The following is a 19,750-nucleotide window of genomic DNA, read 5'->3' as shown; positions in this document are numbered from 1 at the left end:
GCGCGCATGCCACTTCCGAGTAGCTGGCCGAAACCAGACGTGCTCCGGCCCCCGTCGGCCCTCCGAGCAGGGCCCGGACGACCCTGCCGGTCGGGACCGTGTGCCTCTGTCCCGCCCGGTGGGTGCGCGGTGCAATGGCAGTGCAGGCGGTGGCAGCCGCCACCACCGGCCCACCGCAAGCCAGGAGGTACGCCATGCGCTCCGTGAGCCGCACGGAAGCCGATCGGCACCCGACGCGCGATGTCGAGCGGCTGGACCTCCTCCGGCCCCGCACCCCGTGGCCGGACGCGACGCCCGGGCCGAGGCCGACGTGGCCCGCCGAAGGACGGCAAGAGGAGCAGGTGGTGGTGCCCGCCGGTCGGACGCACTTGACCGCACGGCTCTTCCTGCCCGCCACGACCCGCGTCGTGCTGTCCTTCGCGCACAGTGCCGGAGGCGGTCGCCCTGACCTGTGGTACGCGTACGCCGCCCCGCGGCTCCACCGCGCCGGTATCGGCACGCTGCTGCTCGGCCTGCTGACCGAGGAGGATGCGGGCGGCAGGCGCCGATGACGAGATCCGGGCCGTCGTCTCCTTGGGCGGCCGGCCGGAGCTGGCCGGCCCCGCGGCGCTGGCCCGGGTGCGGGCGCCGTCCCTGTTCGTGGTCGGCGCCCTCGACTTTCAGGGCGCTGGCCTCAGTCGGCTCGCTGCCGACTGGATGAGCTGTCCGCACCACGTCACGGTGGTGCCCGGTGCCAAGGGCGACCTGGCCGGTCCCGGAGCCGCCGAGACCGTCGCGGATCTGATCCTCGACTGGTTCACAACCGACCGTCCGGGAGCGAACGCCGCAACCCGGCATCCGGCACTTCCCTGACGGTGGATTCACTCGCACGGACCGGGTTTCCCCGTCGGCAGGGCGCTCAGCCCCGACGAGGCGTTCCAGGTGCCCCGAGAGAGCCCTGGCATCTGGAACGTCGCCCACGGAGCCGCGCATTACCGCCGCGCCGTCCGCCCCATGGCGAGCTCCTCCACCAGACCGGCGGCCCACGACTCGATGGCCCGGAAGTCCCGGAAGTCCCCGCCCTTGCCGCTCCGCAGGATCATGCCGGCGACCCGCCCACGGGCACCCTCCTGCAGGCAGCCACCGAAGGTGACGTGCTCGGTGACATCCAGTCGTCGCATGACCCGCCGGACGCCCGGCGCGGGAGGGATGTCCCGCGCCTGAGCCGAGGCGTCGAGTGGTCCACTGCTGAAGAACGCCACCGGACGGAGCCGCAGCTCACCGCGGAACCGGCGTACGAAGCGGCGGGCGTCCCTGTGCCAGCGTCCCGCGTAGAGTCCGCCGCCTACCACCACGGCGTCGTACGGCTTCACATCCGTCACCGACCGGGCGGGCAGCACCTCGGCCGCGGTGCCCTTCTCCCGCAGGACCTCGGCTACGGTCCCGGCGATCCGGGCCGTCGATCCGTTGGTCGATCCGTAGGCTACAAGCACCTTGTCCCGCATGGCGGTTCACCTATTCTCGAGGGTCGGTCTCCTGCTCACGTGCTGTCTCCTCAGCGGAGGCGGCGCAGATAGGGGTCCTGCGGACGGCACGGCAGCAGGCGTGCACGGGCGTCCAGAACCGTGAGCCCGCCGGACGTCGCGAGGACCGGATTGAAGTCGGCCTCGGCGAGCTGGGGCAGGTCCTCGGCCATCCGGGAGAGCCGGTGGAGCAGTTGCTCCAGGCCGTCGAGGTCGACGGGGCCCGAGCCGGCCGTGCCGAAGAGCAGCGGAGCGCAGCGCGGTGCGGTGATCAGGTCGTGCACGTCCAAGTCGGTGAGCGGGGCGAGACGGGCCGCGCGGTCGGCGAAGACCTCCGTGGCGGTACCGCCCAGTCCGAACACGACCAGCGGTCCGAAGACCTGGTCCTGGAGGACACCGGCGAGCAACTCCGTGCCGCGTTCCGCCAGCGGTTGCACGACGGCCCCGGTCATCAGCCCGTCGAAGCGTGTCCGGAGGTCCCGGTAGGCGCCCCTTATCTGGGCTTCGCCCAGAAGATCGAGATGAACGGCACGCTGTGCGCTCTTGTGCACCAGCCCCGGCCAGTGCGCCTTCAGGACAACCCGGCCGTCCGGGCCGCCGAGGCGCTCGGCGGCCCGGACGGCGTCGTCCTCGGTCTCCGCCCAGGCCCATGGGGCATGGGGGATGCCGTAGCAGCTCAGGAGTTCGGCGCACGTCCGCGGTCCGAGCCAGCCGCCGTCCGGGTGTGCGGTGAGCCAGCCGTCGGCCAGGGCGTGCGCCCGTCGCGTGTCGATGCCGTCCGGGATCCGCCTGGTGCCGGGTGGGCGGGCCAGCCAGGCCGTCCGGCTGGCGGCGTGGGCCAGCGCGCGTGCCGCCGCGTGCGGTTCGGCGTACGAGGGGATCACTCCGCCTTCGCCTGCCGGCAGCAGGCGGACGGGCACGTCCTGTTCCAGGCGGACCAGGACGACGGGGATGCGCCGTCTGCCGGGGCCCTGGGTGACGGCTCGTACCAGGTCGTCGCCGGTCGCGGCGGCCACGGCCGTGGGGACGAGGGCGACCACGACGGCGTCGACAACGCGGTGGGTGGTGAGCCGGTCGAGGCAATCGCGCAGTTCGTCCTCGGCGACAGCGGCAGTGACGTCCACCGGGTTGCCGGCGGCTGCTCCGCCGGGCAGCACGGCAAGCAGGTCCTGGACCAGTTCGGGGGTGGGCGCGGGCAGGACGAGCCCCGCCTCCACACACGCGTCCGCGGCCAGTACGCCCGCTCCGCCCGCGTTGGTCACGACGGCGACCCTGGTCCCGGCGGGCAGGGTCTGGGCGTGCAAGAGAGCGGCCGTCTCCAGCAGTTCGCCGATGGAGCGGGTCGCGGTGATGCCGGCCTGGGTGAACAGCGCCTGTCTGGTCAGGGTGCCGGTGGCCGCGGCGGCACTGTGGGACGCGGCGGCACGACGGCCCGCGTCGGTGCGGCCGGCGTCGACGGTGAGCAACGGCATCCGGCGAGTGACGCGCCGGGCGGTACGGGAGAAGGCCCGCGGATTGCCGAAGGACTCCAGGTGCAGCAGGGCGAGATCGGTGACACCGTCGTTCTCCCACCACTGGAGCAGGTCGTTGCCGCTGACGTCGTACTTGTCGCCGAGCGAGGCGAACGTCGACACACCGACGCCCAGGCGGGACAGCCCGTCGAGCAGGGCGATGCCGACACCACCGGACTGAACGGCGATGCCCGCGGTCCCGCGGCTCGGGTGTCCGGCGGCGAAGGTCGCGTCCATCCGCAGCGCCGGGTCGGTGTTGGTTACACCGAGGCAGTTCGGGCCGACGAGGCGCATACCGTGGGTGCGGCACGCGGTGAGCAGCGCCTGTGCCTGAGCGAGGTCAAGACCTGCCGACACGACCACCAGGGCACGTGCGCCCGCCTTCCCGGAATCCTCCGCCACGCTCGACACGGCGGCGGCCGGGGTGGCGATCACGACGAGGTCGGGCGGGACGGGCAGCGCCGCGACCGCGGGATACGAGGGGACGCCGAGAAATGCGTGGGCGTGCGGGTTCACGGCGAACAACCGACCGGTGAAGCCACCGGTACGCAGGTGGCGGAGCACGGCGCGTCCAACGGAGCCGGGCCGTCGGCCGACCCCGACGACGGCGACCGTCCGCGGCCTGAACAGGGGCTCCATGCTGGCCACGTCCGCGGTGCGCCCGCGGTTCTCCACGGCCCTCAGATAGGTGTCGTCCTGGTCGAGCGCGATGGTGCAGCGTGTCTCGGGTCCGTCGGTACGGTGGGTGACACGCAGCCCGAGATCGGTGAACAGACGGAGCACTTCCCGGTTCTCACTGAGGGCGTCGGCCAGGAACAGCGTGAGGCCGTCGGCCCGGGCGGCGGACGCCAGGTGCTCGACGAGCAGGGTGCCCACGCCGCGGTGGTGCAAGCCGTCCGCGACGGCGACGGCCAGCTCGGCCGATCCTCTCTCCTCCCCCTCGTCGTACTCGGCGAGGCCGATGATCCGACCCCGCAGCTCGGCCACCAGTGCCCGATGGCCCGGCCGGGGCGGCTCACAGGCGTGGTCTGCGGCGACGGCGGCGGAGTGAGGACTCACGGCGAAGAAGCGCATCCGCAGGTTCTCGGGTGACATCTCCTCGTAGAGTCGATGTAGTTGATCGTGGTCCTCGGGTTCCACAGCGCGGATGCGGACGGTGGCGCCGTCCGCCAGCAGGGCGTGGATCGCGGGACGTCCCAGGTCATCCGTCATCGGTCTCTCCTATCGCCGGGGCCGGATTGCGCCGACCGGTCCCCCGTCGCTCCTCCGCTCCGGTTCCAGCGGTCCGGTGGCCGGGCATCGGGCTCACCTCTGCTCCGGCACGACGACGACCGGGCAGGCCGAGCGGTGCAGTACGGAGTGGGCGACCCGACCGAGCCGTCCATGGGTGCGACGGCCGATCACCATCAGGTCGGCCTCGGCGGACGCGGCGGGCAGCACGCTGCGGGCCGGGCCCTCGGCGGTGTGCCGGCGCACCGCGATGTCGGACGGTGCGTCTTCCAGGGCTGCTTCCAGCTCCTTGGCTGCCTGCTCCTCGTACCGCCGGGCGGGCTCCCCCGTCAGCAGGGGGTGATCGATCGTCTCGTGGGCGGGGCAGCGCCAGGCTCGCACGACGGTCAGCGGCACGCGGCGCAGGCGTGCCTCGGTGAAGGCGAACCGCAGGACGGACGCCGGTGCGTCGCCGAGACCGACGATGATCCTGCCGTGCCGTCCGGCGACAGCCCGGTTGTCGTGATTGCCGCGCAGCACGACGACCGGGCAGTCGCTGGCGGCGGCCACGGTCCGGCTGACGGAACCCAGCAGCCTGTCCGCGACGCCGCTGCGGCCGCGGCTGCCCACGACGATCATGGACGCGTTGCGTCCCGTGCGCACCAGGGCGTGCTCAGCCTCTTGGGCCATCATCTCGGTGGTGACGAGGAGGTCGGGATGCCGACGCCGGGCGCGCCGGGCGGCGGCCCGGAGGATGTCCTCGGCTCGCACCGGCGCGGACGGATTACCAAGTTCTTCGGCGAGCGCCGACCCCTCGTACCGCTCCCACAGGGCCCCGTAGAGCACGAGGAGAGGCACTCCGTGCAGGGCGGCCTGGTCGGCCGCCCAGTCGACGGCCCGCAGGCTCGGCTCAGAGCCGTCGACACCGGCCACCAGTGGCAGGTACATGATGCCTCCTCCTCGCGACGGGGACCCGTCAGGGGTGCGCGACGACGGCGACGGGTGCGGTGGCGTGGTGCAGCACCGCGTGGGTGACGGCGCCGATGTGCGCGCCGAACGGGTTGCGACGAATGCGCCTGCCGACGACCACCAGGGACGCGTCGTGTGCGACGTCGACCAGGTGGCGGGCGGGGCTGCCGGGGCGGGACACCTCGACGACCTCGACGTCCGGGTACTTCTGCCGCCAAGGCAGGATCACCCGGGTGAGGTCGGCCGCCTTCCTGCGGGCCACTCCCTCGTCGGGCACGGAGCCGGCGGTCAGCACGTAGGGGTAGTAGGGCGGCAGTTGCCAGCCGCTGACCACGTGCAGCGCCGTCCTGCGGCGCTGCGCCTCCTCGAAGGCGAAGGCGAGCACGTTGTCGTCCACGTTGTCGATGTCGAGGCCGACCACGACCGGCCGGAACGCGGTGGCAGCGGACGGGATCCCGGTGGGATCCATGACGTGTTCGTCGGTAGCCTGCTCACCGGCACGCACGAGAACCACGGGGATCTCGGTGTGGGCGATCACGGACTGCCCGACGGAACCGACGAGGAATCCGCCGAGTCCGCTCAGAGCGCGCGAGCCGAGGACAAGCAGTTCCGCATCCTCCACAGCCTTGACCAGCGTGTCAGCCGGTGGACCGGACCGCTGGTCACTGGTCACCTCCACACCGGGGTGGCGCAGCCGGATCCCTTCGGCGATCTCCCTCGGGACACGCTCGGTCCAGTACTGGTGGGTGTCGGCGCCGAGCAGCGGGGCCTGGGCCATGGGCGCGGGGACCGGCTCCCACACGTGCAGCAGTCGTACCGGCAGCTCGCGCAGCTCGGCCTCGCGGGCCGCCCATTCAGCGGCGGCGCGGCTCTCGGACGAGCCGTCGATCCCTACGGTGATCGTGCGGGTCATGCTGCCCACCTCCTGAGTCGGTCCTTCTGTTTCCAGCGTGTCGCGCGACTCGTGCCGGGGGCAGGGGCCGCTGGTCCCCGGACGCCGCCGGTAGTCCTTTCGGCCCGACCGGTGCGGCGAACCCGTCGCCGGGGCCGTCCCACCGATCGCGTTCAGCGCAGCCACTTCCGGTCGCGGACGACGGGAAGCCGGGCCCACAGCCGGCCGAGGCCGAGTGCGTCACCAGCGGAAGCGGCGGCCAGGGCGACGAGTAGCGCGGCGTAAACGAGGTGGTAGTCGGCGAACGGATTCGTCGACACGCTGGGCGAGCCGTCCGACAGGTGCCGCACGGGCGGCCACTCGGCCATCCACATCAGCGCCATCATGACGGCGCCCGCGAGGGCCGCGAGGCGCAGCGCCACCCCGGTGGTCAGCGCGACACCGATACCGAGCAGACCCAGAGGGACCGACGACCCTCGTCCGCAGGGACGTTAGGCCGGTGCGGCGACTCGGGCCGAGGCCATCCGGCGTCGGCACAGCAGGCGCTTCCCGTTCGGAACAGGTCGGCGGAGCCCGAGCCCGGCCTCGGTGATCACGGCGTGGTTCCGGCGTCTTCCCCCTCAGCGTGGCCCACGGGCACCCGCCACACGAGTCGGGTGCCTCCTTCCTCCGGGCGCTCCAGTCGCAGTTCTCCGCCGAGCTTGCACGCACGTTCCTCCAGGTTGCGCAGTCCACTGCGGCGACCGCCGGGCGGAATGCCGACGCCGTCGTCGGAGACCGTGAGCCGGACCCACTTGCCGTCCGTCTCCAACGTGACGTCGGCATGGCCGGCGCGGGCGTGGCGTGCGACGTTGGTCAAGGACTCCGTCACGACGGCGACGATGTGGTCGGCGGTGTCCTTCGGTACGTGCGTGTCGAGCAGTCCCTCCATACGGAGCCCGGGTGCGAAGCCCAGCACCGGAGCCGCCTCCGCGACCGCACGTACCGCCCGAGCCCGCAGCGCGGACGACGCCGTGTCGTCCTCCCGGGAGCGCAACCCGAAGATCGTCGAACGAATGATCTTGATCGTGTCATCGAGGTCGCCCACCGCACGCTGCACACGTTCCGCGGCCCTGTCGTGCTGGATGAAGCGCCCCGCGCTCTGCAGGGTCATGGCTGTGGCGAACAATCGCTGGATGGCCAGGTCGTGCAGGTCCCTGGCGATGCGGTCGCGGTCCTCCAGCAACACGATCTGCTCCGCGTCCCGGCGACGTTCCGCCAGTTCCATGGCCACCGCGGCCTGCGCGGCGAACACCTGCAGCGGTGCCGTCTCCTTCTCGGTGAACACGGGCCCTTCCGCCTCGCGCACCAGCAGCACCACGCCGCGCACGTGATCGTCTGCCCCGATGGGCACGGCCACCGCCGGACCCAGGCCCGTGAAGCGCGGCGGGCCCGACGAGACCCGTTCGTCGCACGACACGTCCTGACTGCTCACAGGCGCACTCCGGGCGAAAGCCTCGCCCACCAGGCTGCCGCGCACGGGCAGCACCAGCCCACGCCAGGTCCCGGCCCCACGTCCGATCGCCAGCTCCACCGCCAGCTCTTCGGTATCCGGCACGGGCAGCGCCACCACACCGAGGGCGGAGACCGTGATCTCCCGGGCCCGCTCCGCGATCAGCCGCAGCGCGTCGCCCTGTTCGGCGCCGGACATCAGCGTGTGCATGATCTCGGCGTTCACCTGGAGCCAACGTTCACGCAGCCGGGACTCCTCGTACAAACGCGCGTTGTCGATCGCCACGCCGGCCGCCACGGCCAGAGTGGCCAGCACCGACTCGTCGTCCTCGTCGAATGCCTGTCCGCCACGCTTCTCCGTCAGGTACAGGTTGCCGAAGACGAGGTCACGGACGCGGATGGGGACGCCCAGGAAGGTGTCCATGGGCGGGTGGTGCGCCGGGAACCCGTAGGAGGCGGGGTGGTCCGACAGTTTCGCCAGGCGCAACGGTTCCGGCTTCCTGATCAACTCGCCCAGAATGCCATGCCCCTCGGGGAAGGGCCCGATGCGGGCGATCTCCTCCTCGCTGACTCCGACCGTGTGGAAGGCGGACAGCCCCCTGCCGTCCGGGCCGATCACGCCAAGCGCGGCATACTCGGCGTCGACCAGCGTCGCCGCGGCCTCGACGATGCCGCGCAGAGCCTGTTCCAGGTCCAGTTCCCGGCCGACCGACAGCACCGCTTCCAACAGGCTGTGCACCCTGTCCCGAGTGCCACGGGCCGTGTTCAGCCGCGCCTGCAACTCGCCGAGCAGTTCGTCCAGCCGCAGCTGCGGTAGCCGTACGCCGTCCTCCCGCGCCCCTTCGGTCCTTCCCACCGCCGGCCTCCATGCGCCGATGGACGGTGCGGCCGTCAGGCCGCCCTTCTGCCACCGTAGCGGCTCGGCAGCGACCACGACACGGGAGCACCGTGGATGCCCACCGGTCGGGTCCGGCGGTCAGTGCCCTTCGGCCCGGATGCGGTCCTGTGCCTGTGTGGCGATGACGGCGGCCTGGATGCGGCGCTCCACGCCCAGTTTGGCGAGCAGGCGGGAGATGTGGTTCTTGACCGTCTTCTCGGCCAAATACAGACGCCGGCCGATCTGCCGGTTGGTGAGCCCCTCGCCGATCAGTGCCAGGATGTCCCGTTCCCGCTCGGTCAGACCGGGCAGCGCCTCCGGCGCTTCCTCCCGTTCCTGACCGCCGCGCAGGCGCGCCATCAGTTTCGCGGTGGCGCTCGGATCCAGCAGCGACTGGCCGCGGGCCACGGTGCGCACGGCCGAAACCAGATCCGAGCCCTCGATCTGCTTCAGGACGTACCCGGCCGCCCCCGCCATGATCGAGTCGAGCAGCGCTTCCTCGTCGTCGAACGACGTCAGCATCAGACATGCCAGGTCCGGCATGCTCGACCGCAGCTCCCGGCACACGGTGACCCCGTCGCCGTCCGGCAGACGTACGTCCAGCACCGCCACGTCCGGACGCAGTGCCGGAACCCGCACGAGGGCCTGCTCGACGGTGGCCGCCTCGCCGACCACGGTGATGTCCGGTTCGTCGTCCAGCAGGTCGTGCACCCCGCGTCGGACCACCTCATGGTCGTCCAGGAGGAAGACCTTGATCACGTTCGTCCGGCCGGCCTGCTCGCTGTCCATCACCGATCGCTCCTCAAGGACACGTACCGCCTATGGGACCAGTCTTCCCCGGCCCGGGCCCAAGGGCCAGGGCCGGTCGGCCCTCTTGGCCCGGCCTCGGAGAAGCGCCCATCCGGGCGCACCACGCAGTCACGGGTTCTCAGGCGCGGATCACCCGGCCCTCCGATCCGGGTTGCGGATCTCCGCCTCGCGAGAGCCTCTTCTCACCGACCACGGGGTGCGTGGTGCCTGTGCGAGGCACCGCGCACCTGATCGCCCGGCAGTAGCCGACCCCGGCCGATTCCCCGGCAGGTGTCACGCTGTCTGCGGGACCACAGCCACCGGGCAGGCCGCGTGTTGGAGCAGAGTGTGGGTTACTCGTCCGAGCTGGAGACCGAAGTGGCCCGACCTGCGTCGGGCACCCACGACGACGAGATCGGCGGCTGCCGACCGCGCCACCAGCACCTTCCGGGCCGGCCCTTCGATGGTCACCCTGCGCAGACGCACGGCGGGATGTGACGCCACCTCTTCGGCGATCAACGTGTCGATCAGAGCGGAAGCCCGCTCCTCGTGCTGGTGCCCGGAATCGGCGCCCCGCCCCCCGGCGTCGGTGCTCTCGTACTCCGGGCAGCGCCAAGTCCGCACCACGTCCAGCTCGCAGTCCCGCGTCTCGGCCTCCTGGAAAGCGAACCGGACTGCCTCTCGGCTCGTGTCGGGGTCACCTGCGCCCAGGAGGACGCGCTCGTGCGAGCCCGACAGCGCGGGCTTGTCACCTCGAATGACGATCACCGGGCAGTCGGACCGGGCGGCGACGGCCAGGCTGACGGAGCCGAGCAGCGCCCCCTTGAGCTCTCCCCGCCCTCGTGACCCGGTGACCACGGCGGTGGCGTGCATCCCTTCGGCCAGAAGCGCGGACACCGCTTCAGCCGGCACCGTGTCCGTGGAAACCTCCAGGTCGGCGTCGTACCGCCGGACGCGTTCGGCGGCCGTACCGACGATGTTCTCCGCCATCACCCGCTCCGAGGAGCGGCCCCGGGTCACGGTCGGCAGGACGCCCTCGTACCGCTCCCACAGGGATGCGTAGACCAGGCGCAACGGGAGCCGTCGACGCAGCGCCTCGTCCACTGCCCAGTCGATGGCCAGAAGACTACTGTCCGACCCGTCGACGCCCACAACCAGGGGGAGTGCCATCATCCCCACCGCCTCTCTCTTTCTGCCACCTCGCGCAGCATGGGTTGCCAATTCCACGGTCGCACCGCGATGGCCCACGTGGCAGGGGCGGCCGGGTCCCGATGAGGGACCTTCGGCCCCGGCAGTCGTCCGTGGTGAGGAGAGGTCGTCCGGCGGTCCTTGTTCGACTTCAACACAGGAGTGCCGCGCCGGGGCTGGCGGGTCGCCGCCTACGCCGCCCTGCTCACCGACGCCTACCCGCCGTTCCGGCTCGATCAAGGTGGCCGGGAGCCGGGAAGCGAAGGCTGAGCCCGCGGCTGTCACCGCTCGACGTGGTGGGCGGGGGCTCGGCGACTACCGTGGGGGAAGAGCCCTAGACGCCTCAGCGGCGGAAGTCGCAAGGCCGGGTAAGGCGGTCGGGACTCCGACGCCCGCCCCCTCCGTCGTACGCCGCTGAAACCTTGAGGCTGGGCCGCTCGTCCTGCGTCGGAGGCCGGCCGGACCGCTCAACGATCCCACAAGGCCCCTGGTCCCGTTTCCGTCCGCGACGCAGGCTGTGGAACAGGGGGCGCCGCGAGACGAGGCGATCGTCATGGAACGGATCCGGGTGACAGGGCGTCCTCGCCCTCCGCGCCGGCCGGACCCACCCGACCTGCGTACGCCGTCGGGACGCCGCATGCCCTACTGGCGTCGTGCCCGCGCCCCGGCGGCGGGCACGGAGGAACCGCTACAGCAGCCGCACCGCTGTGGGGCTGTTCGACGAGGCGCTACGTGAACTGCACGGCCCGAAGGTACGGGCGGAAGGGGCGCAACAGCTCACGGAACGCGTGATTCAATGCCCCGCATGGAGGCGGATGGTACACACCTGGGACCGTTGGAACTGGTCAGCGGGCGTTGGGCAGTCGGAGACGCCACGCGCCCGGGCACCCACTGGGTAGAGTTTCGCCTGGACGGGCTCTATCAGCGTGAGCCGGACTCCGAGGGACGGTTGATCCCGTGGTCAAGGATCATGACCGGCATCTGGCTCACTTGGAGCAAGCAGTCCTGGAATACGAGCGACAGGGGCATGTACACGCTCAAGGGAATGGTTGCTGGGCGCGAGGGAGGCTGGATGCACTTGACGCTTCGCCACCCGTACGAGAACCACCAGTTGCGCTTCGACCAGCACGCGCGCCCGTACCGGGCGGTGGACACCCTCCGGCTGGAAAGTCTGCTGAGGCAGCTCATCGACGAGCGGAAGCTACACCTCCTCGGCGACCCAGAATGGGTGGGCCGCGCCGTGGCCTGCCTCACCGGCGGGAAAAACAGCTGGCTCACGCAGCGTGCGCTGCGGCGGGTGGCGACCGAGGCCATAGCAACGGCCGGCCCCGGCAACCTCTGACGGCCCGCCGGCCCAGCACGCCGCCTGCCCGGTCGTCGTCGTCCGCCAGGAGCGGGAGGCGGGCCCCGTGCACTGAGCCGTCTCGCGAGTTCGCGTCACTGGCGCGCGGGGTGGTCTCGTGATCGGTGGCCGGGGCGTTCGGTTCGCGTCATCGAGCGGGCAGTCGGTGGCCGTCCGTGCCACCGAGCCGTGCCACCGAGACGAACGGGTCGTCCGGCGCGGCGACGAGCGTCGAACCGGATGCGGTCACTGGGTGAACGGCTCCTGGGTCGGGGCTGGCTGCACAGCGCCGTCGCCCGAGACCCGCAGTTCGATTTCGGGAGGAGTGGCCAGCGAGTTCGTCACGGTGCAGTGGGACACCACCGCACGCAGGGCGGCAAGTCTCTCCGGTGGCAGTTCCGGAGCCAGGACGGTCAGGGACAGTGAGGCCACCCGGGCCGGCCGGTCGTCCGCCATCCGGAACTCGGCGCGGACTCGGAGACCGTCACGGCTGACACCATGCCGGTCGAGGAAACGCCCGGCGTAGTGCGCGGCGCACGAGGCCACCGACGCGACGAACAGCTCCACGGGCGTGGGAGCGGTGTCCTTCCCTCCGTCGGTGAGCGGCTGGTCGACGGTCAGCTCGTGCCCACGGACCCGTATCCCGTAGACGTCACCGGCCACCGGCACCACCTCGACCACTCCGGATGTCCCCGGGGGTTGCGCATCCACGGCGGCGGCCTGGTACAGCAGCAGTCCCGCGAGACGCCTTGCCTCCTCCGCCGTGAGCGACGCCCACAGTTCGTCCGCGTCGTGGGAGGAGAACGACGTGTCCAGAACGACTCGTCCCATGCCCACGGGCAGCCCTTGGGGTGCGAACCGTGTGACATTGATCGTGCGGCCGCAGCGTGTTTGCACTTTCATCATGTCTCCCGCCGGGTTCTCGTCCGTCGGTTCCGTCCCGTCGGCCGGTTCAACTCCAGTACCGCGCCCCACCGACGCATCCACTCACGAGCCGGCTGCCGAGGTGATGCGTCGCCCGGTGAGACGTTCCACATCCACGGCCAGCCAGTCGGTTCGCCGTCCGCCCGCCCAGGGCTCGGTGTGCGCGGCCTCGTCCAGCCGCCGCACCCGTTCCGGGTCCGTCACGGCCCGGCAACGGCCCACGACGAGGACGCTCCATCCGCGGCTCATCGCGTCGTCCACCCGATCGACCTCGAAGGCGACCTGCTGGTCCACTGCCGAGACCGTGGCAGACCCGGGAGCGGTACGGAAGACCACGGCCCCGTCCATCACGTCGTAGTTGACGGGGAACACCTCAGGTCCGTGCTCCGAAGTGAACGCGAGACGTCCCACGCCGTGCGTGGAGAGCAGGCCCCGGCACTCCTCTTCGTCGAGGTCGCTCAGGCGCGGGTCGAGGAGCGCCGCTCCCCGCCCGGGCGGTCGGTCCGTGCCGCCTCCCTGGAGTTCGACGTACGTCGTCCCCAAGGCGTCGGCCAGCCGCACCAGGGCCCCGAAGGCCGGATCGGCGGTGTGCGTCTCCAAGTAGGCCAGGTACTGAGGCGCCATGCGTGCCCTCCGGGCGACCTCTTCGAGACCGAGACCCTTGCGGCGGCGGGCCGCGGCCAGGCGCCGCCCGATGTCACCCGCGTCACCGGCGTGCACCACCTGCGGCGACGGCTGCTCCGGTCCCCCCGGATGGTCCACGTGCGCGTCGGGGCCGGGGAACACCAGCGTGACGTCCCCGGTGTCCGACCAGCGGACGTCGTACGGGGGAGAACCGTCGTCGTGGTGCAAGCCGACTATCTCCCCGTCCCGCCGTGTGACACCGGTGTACGGGCTCTCGACGACCAGCCGGTCGCCAACGTGTGCGTACATGACCGTGCCCTCTCCGTCGATGAGGCTCTCCATTCAGCGTCCCGCGCCTGAGCCCTGCCCACCAGACGGCCGAGGGTCCCGACGGTGGTGCCGAACGGCCCTCTTCGCGAGCACCGAGGCCCCAGGCGACCGGTCACCTCGACGAGCGCGGTGAAGGCGTCGCCGAGGTCAGCGAGGAGGCCGGCCCGGTGGTGGCACCGAACAGGTCGAGCGACTGGACAAGGACGCCTCGGCGGAGTCGTCCACGCCCCTTGCCGCCCTCGGCGGAGGCGGGCATTCGCTGGGGCAGGAGGCGAGATACTCGACACGGGCGGCGCGCTCCTTCGACTCGCGCCGGGGCACGGCCGGGACGGCCGGGACGGCGGCCTCCTCGTGGGCCGTCCGCATGGCCGACGTGTCGCAGGGTCCGCCGAAGCGGGCGAACGATCAGGGCCGGACGGCCCATGCGTGACACGGGCGGTGCACCGAAGGACCCCTGTGCCGCGGAATTCTGCGGCGTGAGGCTGGAGACAACAGCCGGAGGTGGTCACGATGCACGGTAAGAGAACCATTCGACGGTCTCTGTGGCGCTGGCGCCGCAATCCGCTGCGTCGTCGCGAGGACGTGCTCGAGGCATGGATCCTGCTGATCGTATGGCTCGTCATCGCTCTGTTGGGCCCCGTCGCAGGAGTGCTCGGGGCCGAGATCTCCGCCCACAGCGCCGCGCAGCGACGCGCAGAACGTCATGCCGTCACCGCCACACTCGTGTCGGAGGTGCCCCACAACGTCCTGGCCGACGGGACGACGGGGGGCCGCGTCGACGCGACCGTGCGCTGGACGGCGCCCGACGGTACGCGGCACACGGGCAAGGCCGCGGTCGACGGAGGACTCAAGGCCGGTTCCCGAGTGTCGGTCTGGACGGACCGGCAGGACCGCTTGACACCCGCGCCCCCGACCGCGACACAGGCAGGTGTGGACGCCGCCTTCATGGGCGCCGCCTCGTCGTTCGCCGTCGTCACGACGGCGGCTGCCGGCTACTACGGGGCCAGATCGGTCCTCAACCGTCGGCGTCGCGCGGCGTTGGAGGACGAGTGGCAGCAGATCGGATCCCAGTGGGGACGCACGGCCACCTGAGCCGACGTCCGACGTCCGACGTCCGACGTCCCCAAAGGATCAACCCGCGTATCGACGCCACCAGCACCACAACCCGACGCTCTGAATCTCGCTGGGTATGTGGCCAGCGCAGGCGATGGCGGCGCGTGAAACTGCGCCCAGGAGAATGACGGTGGTCAGCAGTTCCGACCTGTACCCACGACGAGTTGAAGTGAATAGCACGTTCCGCTAGTTCGGTGCGCCGGGGGAATGTAACGTCGCGATCATGGAATCGCCGACAGGAATAACCACTGACCAGGCGCCGGCGAACCCGGCCGCGACCGATGACATGCTGGCCACTCAGCCGGTCGGCTATTGGTGCGGGCTGACTCATACGGCAGTCACCCGGCATCTGCGTGACGCCATGGCCAGGATCGACGTCACGCAGCCGCAGTACTGGGTACTCAACTGCGTCAACGGCGTCCCCACAGCGCCGAGCCATGAGGAGGTCATCGCTCAGCTGACGCACCTTGCCGACGGGCCGCACGAGATCGCCAGGGTTGTCGACCAGTTGCTCCACCGCGAATGGCTCCGGATCGATGATGGCCAGCGCCTGCACCTCACGGATGCCGGAGAGGCCGCCAGGGCGCGGCTCCGTGAGCTGGCGACCGAGGTACGCGCCGTAGTCCATCAGGGCGTCAGCGACGAGGAGTACGTGGCCGCGCTCAAGGTACTGCGCAGGATGGTGGCCAATGTCGAGGGTGACGGGACTTCTACGAATCCGTTCTGATTTCGCGGTCCCGTGACGGCTCGGGTTGGGCATGGGTGCAGCCATCGCGAGATCATCGGGGGTTGTGCGGACTCCTGATGATCGTGCGGTCACCGCGCGCCATGGCGTAGGCCCTGCCCGCCGGCGGGCGATGTTCGACCAGGTCGTGGCCCGGACCGCGGGGCGATGCGGACGTGTGGAGCCCTGGGCCACCGCCCGCGCGTACCTGCTCGGACTGCTCTCCGGGGTCGTGCGCGAGAATTGCCGGCGGCCGGCCGAACAAGCTGGGCACGTCCGTCCCGGGCCAATGCAGCGTCTACTGCGAAGCGCCCGCCGGGTCGCCGATATCGTCCGCGACGAGGTCCGCGCCTACGTCGTGTACCACCTCGGCACCGACGACGGAAGGCAGTCTCAGCGCCGTCCCGCTCCATCGAACGCCACTCCCGAGAGCATCCCGCTGCCGCCCCGGCAAGAAACCTGGTGCCTCCCTGGCTCATCAACGGGGAAACCCCAGAAAGCAGGGATTGTCAGCCAATGGACGCCCGAGCCCGCCACACAGCCGCACGCCCGGAAAGACAGCCAGGCCACCGCCGAGGACGCGGAGCAAGCCACGCCACCGTCACCCGCACGTGATCGACTTCAGCCGTGCAACCGTCGCAGGACAGGCCGACGCCCCCGGCTCCGACACGGGAAACGGTGAACAGGACGCCTACCGCCTCACGCCCACAGTCCGCCCGACCCGGTTGGACCACCCGAACACAACACCTCCCCTGTGCGAACGTGAAGGCGCACCCACCAACGAAGCGTGCCGCCGGGTCGGCACTCGCGGCGCGGGTCCGGGCACGGTCCTACACTCCTGACCAGCCATTACTCGGCCAAATTCGGCCGCGCCGGGCGACGATTGCGCGCTGTAGGCCCCTTGTCGCCAAGCTCCAGCGCTGACTAGGCTCCCGTCCGACTTCACGCTTCGCGCACATTTTCTACACGCGGGGGCCGCCGTGCGGCGTGGCCCCCCGGCCGGACGGTGGGGGTGGGGAACGTCGACGCGTCACCGATCCGCCGGCCTTCCAGCCGCTCCGTCCCGCCACAAGAGGAGCACTGCCCCACGGCCGAGCGGGAAAGTGACACCGCACGTGCGGAAAGGCACGACGGTCCGCCCGGCCGGGCACACCGGGACCTCAAAGTTCTGTGGTGGGTCAACGCGGTCGACGGGCTCGGCAGCCAGACGTCCGGACTGGTTCTCCCGCTGCTGCTCCTGGAACTCGGGCACAGCCCCGGCACCGCCGGCTCGCTCGCGAGTGCGGCCGCACTGACCGGAGTCGTCCTCGGACCGCTCGTCGCCGTACCCGCGGACCGGGGCCGGCGGCGAAGGCTGATGACGGGATCGGCGGCGGTCGCGGCGCTGGGAACGGGGGTACTGGCCCTGACCTGCCTGGGCCGCCCCGCGTTATGGGTCATCGTGGCGCTGGCTCTGACGGAACGCCTGTGTGCCGTGGCCTACGACGCCGCGTCCCGCGGCGCCCTGGTCCACCTGGCCCCCACCGCCGAGTTGCCCCGCGCGGCGGCCGGGATACAGGTCGGCGACCAGGTCGCGCTCATCGTGGGTCCGGCGCTCGGCGGCGTCCTCTTCCAGCTCGCCCGCCCCCTGCCCTTCCTGGCCGACGCGCTCTCCTACGCGGCGGCCGCACTGGGTGTGCGGGCCATCCGCACCCCTCTGGACACGACTGCCGCCGAGCACGGGGCGACCCTCGGCGCCAGTCCCCGTCCGCGCAGGAAGCGGACCGAACTGCTCGGCTCCGCGAGAACCGGGGTCGTCACCGTCGCAGGATCACCGGTCCTGCGACTCGTCCTGGTCTGGACATCGACCGCCGGCGGCGCGCTGACGCTGCTGTTCTACACCGCCCTGTTCCGGCTCGGATCCGACGGGCACAGCGCCGCGCCCGGCCTGGTCCTCGCCGCGTCCGGAGCCGCCGGTCTCCTGGGCTCGCTGACGGCGGCCCACGCCGTACGGCGGCTCGGGGCGACGCGACTGCTGACTCTGACCGCCTGGCTGCTGCCCGTGTCGTGCGGTTCACTGCTGTGGGCGGACGGTGCGCTCGCCTGGGGGATCGCGTTCGCCGGACTGTCCCTGCTGGTGCCGCTGGTCACCGTGGTCCTGTCCAGCGTCGCCATCTCGTGTACACCGGCGGCTGTGCAGTCGCGGACCGCGAGCGTGCTCGGCTCGGTGTCCGCGCTGGCCGCGGCCGGTGCGCCGGCGCTCGCCGCGGTGCTGGTGACCACCTGGAGCTTCCGCACTCCCGCGCTGCTGTGCACCGTACTGTTCCTCATGCTGGCCGTGTACACGCAGGTCCGGGCCCCCGGTGTCCTGCGTGCGGGCGCCGCGGCCGTCGCCGGACGCGGGGGCGGCGATGAGTGAGGCCTTCCAGGTCTTCCTCGGCGCCCTGCCGGAGGTGTGCCCGCGGGACGGACGCCGCATGGTGCTGACGGCTGACGCCGACGGCCGCTGCGAGGTGTTCGCGTGGGACGCGGCCACCCGCAGGGCGCGGCAGGTCACCGACCGCCCCGAGGGCACGGCGCACTGTGCGATCGACGCCGAGGCGTACGTGTGGTGGTTCGACGAGGACACCGACGGCCAAGGACACTGGTGGTTCCAGCCGTTCACCGGAGGCCCCCGGCTGCCCGGCCTGCCCGGCGCACCGGCCGGGCGACCGCGCGGCCTGGCCGTGACCGACGACGGGACGGCCGCCGCGGCACTCGGCCTGCCGGACGGCGGCACGAGCCTGCTCATGGGCCGACGGGGCAGTGTCCCGCGTGAGGTCTTCCGCGTCGCCGAGGAGGGCAGCCTCGGCGGCGTCACTCCGGAAGGCGATCTTGTCGCCCTGGCAACGGTGTCCGACGGCACGGCGGCCGTCACCGTCGTCACCCCCGGCGGCCGGATCGTCGCGACACTGCCCGGCCCGGACGGCCCCGGCGGCAGATTGTGGTGCCGGGGCTTCTCGCCACGGCCGGGCCGATCGGAACTGCTGCTGGTGCACGAGAGCGACGACCGCTATGAACTGGCGACGTGGACGGCGTGCCGCGGACTGCTCACACACTCCTGGTGCCGTTTCGACACCGAGGTGACGGCGCGCTGGTATCCCGACGGCGACGAGGTGCTGGTGCGCCAGGAACGCCACGGCCGTTCCCTGCTGCACCGGGTGTCTCTGCGCTCCCGCACCCGCCGTGTGATCCCCACTCCGAACGGGAGTCTGCTGGACGCGGCACCGCGTCCGGGCGGCGGGTTGCACTACTTGTGGACCGACTCCGCCCACCCGCCCGTCCTGCGCACGACCGACGGCGTGGCCCTGCCGGTCCCCGGCCCGCTGCCGCGGGTACCCGGGCAGCACACCGACCTGTGGACCCCCACACCCGACGGCCCGGTCCACACCCTGCTCAGTCTGCCGTGTCCCCGTGGCAGCCTGCTCGCCGACACGGAATCCGGCCGCGGCGGTCCACGTGCCGCAGCCGGTGCCACTCCCCCGCCGGCCGTGTTCCTGGTACACGGGGGGCCCGCCGACCACGACCGGGACGCCTACGACGCCACGGTGCACTCGCTGGTGGCCTCCGGCTATGCCGTGGCACGCGTCAACTACCGCGGTTCGACCGGCTACGGCCCCCACTGGCGGCGAGCCGTGGGGACGCCTGTCGGCCACCCCCAGGTGGCCGATCTGGCCGCCGTACGGGCCGACCTCGTCCGGCGCGGGCTTGTCGACCACCACACCACGGCCCTGTGGGGAGTGTCCTGGGGCGCCTACCTGGTCCTGCTCGCCCTCGGCACCCGCCCGCAGGTGTGGCAGGCCGGTGTCGCGGTGAAGCCCGTCGCCGACTGGGTGGCCGCCCACCGGACGACCACTCCGGCGCTGCGTGCCCTGGACGTCCGCTGGTTCGGCGGCACCCCGGAACAGGTACCGCGGCGGTACTCCGACAGCTCACCGCTCACCTTCGCGGCGCGGGTCAGGGCGCCCCTGCTCGTGGTCGGCGCGGACCGGGACGTCAAGTGCCCGCCCGAGCAGATCCGCAGCTACCTCGCCGCGCTGTCCGCCGCGGGCGTCCCCCACGACCAGATGTGGCTCGACACCGGACACGACGGCTACGACGGCGCGGCACACGTGGCGGTACTACGCCGCTCCCTGGCCTTCCTGCAGACGCACCTGCCCGCGCCGCGGCCCGCCGCCCCCTCACGTCCCCCGGAACACCCGGGAGGACCCCGGCCCCGCTGACAGACACAGCGGGACCGGGTCGTG

16 protein-coding genes and 2 pseudogenes are annotated in these 19,750 nt (G+C 71.8%); 8 read left to right on the top strand and 10 right to left on the bottom strand.

Annotation, left to right across the window (positions count from 1 at the left end; genetic code table 11):
* The first annotated feature begins 347 nt into the window (after positions 1-347).
* Together EBH09_RS39665 and EBH09_RS39660 are read left to right on the top strand one after the other, a co-directional pair.
* Positions 348-551: a hypothetical protein gene (locus tag EBH09_RS39665; RefSeq protein WP_238697550.1), complete on the top strand. Its 204-nt coding sequence runs from the start codon at positions 348-350 to the stop codon at positions 549-551.
* Positions 529-852, top strand: a complete 324-nt coding sequence (locus tag EBH09_RS39660; RefSeq protein WP_238697549.1) for a hypothetical protein — start codon at positions 529-531, stop codon at positions 850-852. The genes EBH09_RS39665 and EBH09_RS39660 overlap by 23 nt, the downstream gene beginning before the upstream one ends.
* Positions 853-971: 119 nt before the next feature.
* Here the strand turns inward: EBH09_RS39660 and EBH09_RS36255 are convergent, their stop codons facing one another.
* The 8 genes and pseudogenes from EBH09_RS36255 to EBH09_RS36220 form a co-directional block, all read right to left on the bottom strand.
* Complete coding sequence (locus EBH09_RS36255) at positions 972-1,484, bottom strand: flavodoxin domain-containing protein (RefSeq protein WP_121750981.1); 513 nt, start codon at positions 1,482-1,484, stop codon at positions 972-974.
* 50 nt (positions 1,485-1,534) lie between these two features.
* Positions 1,535-4,225 (bottom strand): GNAT family N-acetyltransferase, encoded by a 2,691-nt coding sequence (locus EBH09_RS36250; protein ID WP_121750980.1) that lies wholly within the window; start codon positions 4,223-4,225, stop codon positions 1,535-1,537.
* Positions 4,226-4,318: 93 nt separating this feature from the next.
* On the bottom strand, positions 4,319-5,170 hold the full coding sequence (locus tag EBH09_RS36245) for a universal stress protein (RefSeq protein ID WP_121750979.1): 852 nt from the start codon (positions 5,168-5,170) through the stop codon (positions 4,319-4,321).
* Between the two features lie 28 nt (positions 5,171-5,198).
* Entirely contained in the window at positions 5,199-6,104 is a 906-nt protein-coding gene (locus tag EBH09_RS36240) for a universal stress protein (RefSeq protein WP_121750978.1), read from the bottom strand.
* Positions 6,105-6,256: 152 nt separating this feature from the next.
* Positions 6,257-6,544 (bottom strand): annotated as a pseudogene (locus tag EBH09_RS36235) (hypothetical protein); the annotation flags it as partial.
* Between the two features lie 131 nt (positions 6,545-6,675).
* Positions 6,676-8,430 carry a GAF domain-containing protein gene (locus EBH09_RS36230; RefSeq protein ID WP_121750977.1) on the bottom strand — a complete coding sequence of 585 codons (1,755 nt, stop codon included), beginning with the start codon at positions 8,428-8,430 and terminating at the stop codon, positions 6,676-6,678.
* A gap of 120 nt (positions 8,431-8,550) precedes the next feature.
* Positions 8,551-9,240, bottom strand: a complete 690-nt coding sequence (locus EBH09_RS36225; RefSeq protein WP_121750976.1) for a response regulator transcription factor — start codon at positions 9,238-9,240, stop codon at positions 8,551-8,553.
* Between the two features lie 294 nt (positions 9,241-9,534).
* Complete coding sequence (locus EBH09_RS36220; protein ID WP_193776713.1) at positions 9,535-10,413, bottom strand: universal stress protein; 879 nt, start codon at positions 10,411-10,413, stop codon at positions 9,535-9,537.
* Between the two features lie 195 nt (positions 10,414-10,608).
* On the opposite strand from EBH09_RS36220, the pseudogene EBH09_RS36215 reads away from it, so the two are divergent.
* A pseudogene (locus tag EBH09_RS36215) lies at positions 10,609-10,698 on the top strand (DUF4389 domain-containing protein); the annotation flags it as partial.
* A gap of 700 nt (positions 10,699-11,398) precedes the next feature.
* On the top strand, positions 11,399-11,770 hold the full coding sequence (locus tag EBH09_RS36205; RefSeq protein ID WP_345940972.1) for a hypothetical protein: 372 nt from the start codon (positions 11,399-11,401) through the stop codon (positions 11,768-11,770).
* Positions 11,771-12,016: 246 nt separating this feature from the next.
* Here the strand turns inward: EBH09_RS36205 and EBH09_RS36200 are convergent, their stop codons facing one another.
* Positions 12,017-12,601: an OsmC family protein gene (locus tag EBH09_RS36200; RefSeq protein WP_193776712.1), complete on the bottom strand. Its 585-nt coding sequence runs from the start codon at positions 12,599-12,601 to the stop codon at positions 12,017-12,019.
* A 156-nt stretch (positions 12,602-12,757) separates the two neighbouring features.
* Entirely contained in the window at positions 12,758-13,627 is an 870-nt protein-coding gene (locus tag EBH09_RS36195) for a pyridoxamine 5'-phosphate oxidase family protein (protein WP_193776711.1), read from the bottom strand.
* A gap of 531 nt (positions 13,628-14,158) precedes the next feature.
* Here EBH09_RS36195 and EBH09_RS36190 point away from each other — a divergent pair.
* The 4 genes from EBH09_RS36190 (at position 14,159) to EBH09_RS36170 (ending at position 19,726) form a co-directional block, all read left to right on the top strand.
* Positions 14,159-14,740 (top strand): hypothetical protein, encoded by a 582-nt coding sequence (locus EBH09_RS36190; RefSeq protein WP_121751194.1) that lies wholly within the window; start codon positions 14,159-14,161, stop codon positions 14,738-14,740.
* A 244-nt stretch (positions 14,741-14,984) separates the two neighbouring features.
* On the top strand, positions 14,985-15,488 hold the full coding sequence (locus EBH09_RS36185) for a MarR family winged helix-turn-helix transcriptional regulator (RefSeq protein WP_121750970.1): 504 nt from the start codon (positions 14,985-14,987) through the stop codon (positions 15,486-15,488).
* A 1,009-nt stretch (positions 15,489-16,497) separates the two neighbouring features.
* On the top strand, positions 16,498-17,883 hold the full coding sequence (locus tag EBH09_RS36175) for an MFS transporter (RefSeq protein ID WP_238697548.1): 1,386 nt from the start codon (positions 16,498-16,500) through the stop codon (positions 17,881-17,883).
* Complete coding sequence (locus EBH09_RS36170) at positions 17,876-19,726, top strand: alpha/beta fold hydrolase (RefSeq protein ID WP_121751192.1); 1,851 nt, start codon at positions 17,876-17,878, stop codon at positions 19,724-19,726. Before EBH09_RS36175 ends, EBH09_RS36170 begins: the two co-directional genes overlap by 8 nt.
* Positions 19,727-19,750 lie beyond the last annotated feature (24 nt).

The sequence above is a fragment of the Streptomyces sp. E2N166 genome, assembly GCF_003671715.1.
In the GTDB taxonomy this organism is placed as follows: Bacteria; Actinomycetota; Actinomycetes; order Streptomycetales; family Streptomycetaceae; genus Streptomyces; species Streptomyces thinghirensis.
The sequence above is the reverse complement of the archived record's forward strand: the minus strand, read 5'-3'. Positions and strand labels throughout refer to the sequence as shown.

Excerpts from the sequence above, each read along its gene's own strand:
- EBH09_RS36220 (WP_193776713.1), bottom strand. The coding sequence starts at position 10,413 with ATGATGGCACTCCCCCTGGTTGTGGGCGTCGACGGGTCGGACAGTAGT.
- EBH09_RS36245 (WP_121750979.1), bottom strand. The coding sequence starts at position 5,170 with ATGTACCTGCCACTGGTGGCCGGTGTCGACGGCTCTGAGCCGAGCCTG.
- EBH09_RS39660 (WP_238697549.1), top strand. The coding sequence starts at position 529 with ATGCGGGCGGCAGGCGCCGATGACGAGATCCGGGCCGTCGTCTCCTTG.
- EBH09_RS36185 (WP_121750970.1), top strand. The coding sequence starts at position 14,985 with ATGGAATCGCCGACAGGAATAACCACTGACCAGGCGCCGGCGAACCCG.
- EBH09_RS36225 (WP_121750976.1), bottom strand. The coding sequence starts at position 9,240 with ATGGACAGCGAGCAGGCCGGCCGGACGAACGTGATCAAGGTCTTCCTC.
- EBH09_RS36170 (WP_121751192.1), top strand. The coding sequence starts at position 17,876 with ATGAGTGAGGCCTTCCAGGTCTTCCTCGGCGCCCTGCCGGAGGTGTGC.
- EBH09_RS36250 (WP_121750980.1), bottom strand. The coding sequence starts at position 4,225 with ATGACGGATGACCTGGGACGTCCCGCGATCCACGCCCTGCTGGCGGAC.
- EBH09_RS36205 (WP_345940972.1), top strand. The coding sequence starts at position 11,399 with ATGACCGGCATCTGGCTCACTTGGAGCAAGCAGTCCTGGAATACGAGC.
- EBH09_RS36240 (WP_121750978.1), bottom strand. The coding sequence starts at position 6,104 with ATGACCCGCACGATCACCGTAGGGATCGACGGCTCGTCCGAGAGCCGC.
- EBH09_RS36200 (WP_193776712.1), bottom strand. The coding sequence starts at position 12,601 with ATGGGACGAGTCGTTCTGGACACGTCGTTCTCCTCCCACGACGCGGAC.
- EBH09_RS36255 (WP_121750981.1), bottom strand. The coding sequence starts at position 1,484 with ATGCGGGACAAGGTGCTTGTAGCCTACGGATCGACCAACGGATCGACG.
- EBH09_RS36190 (WP_121751194.1), top strand. The coding sequence starts at position 14,159 with ATGCACGGTAAGAGAACCATTCGACGGTCTCTGTGGCGCTGGCGCCGC.
- EBH09_RS36195 (WP_193776711.1), bottom strand. The coding sequence starts at position 13,627 with ATGTACGCACACGTTGGCGACCGGCTGGTCGTCGAGAGCCCGTACACC.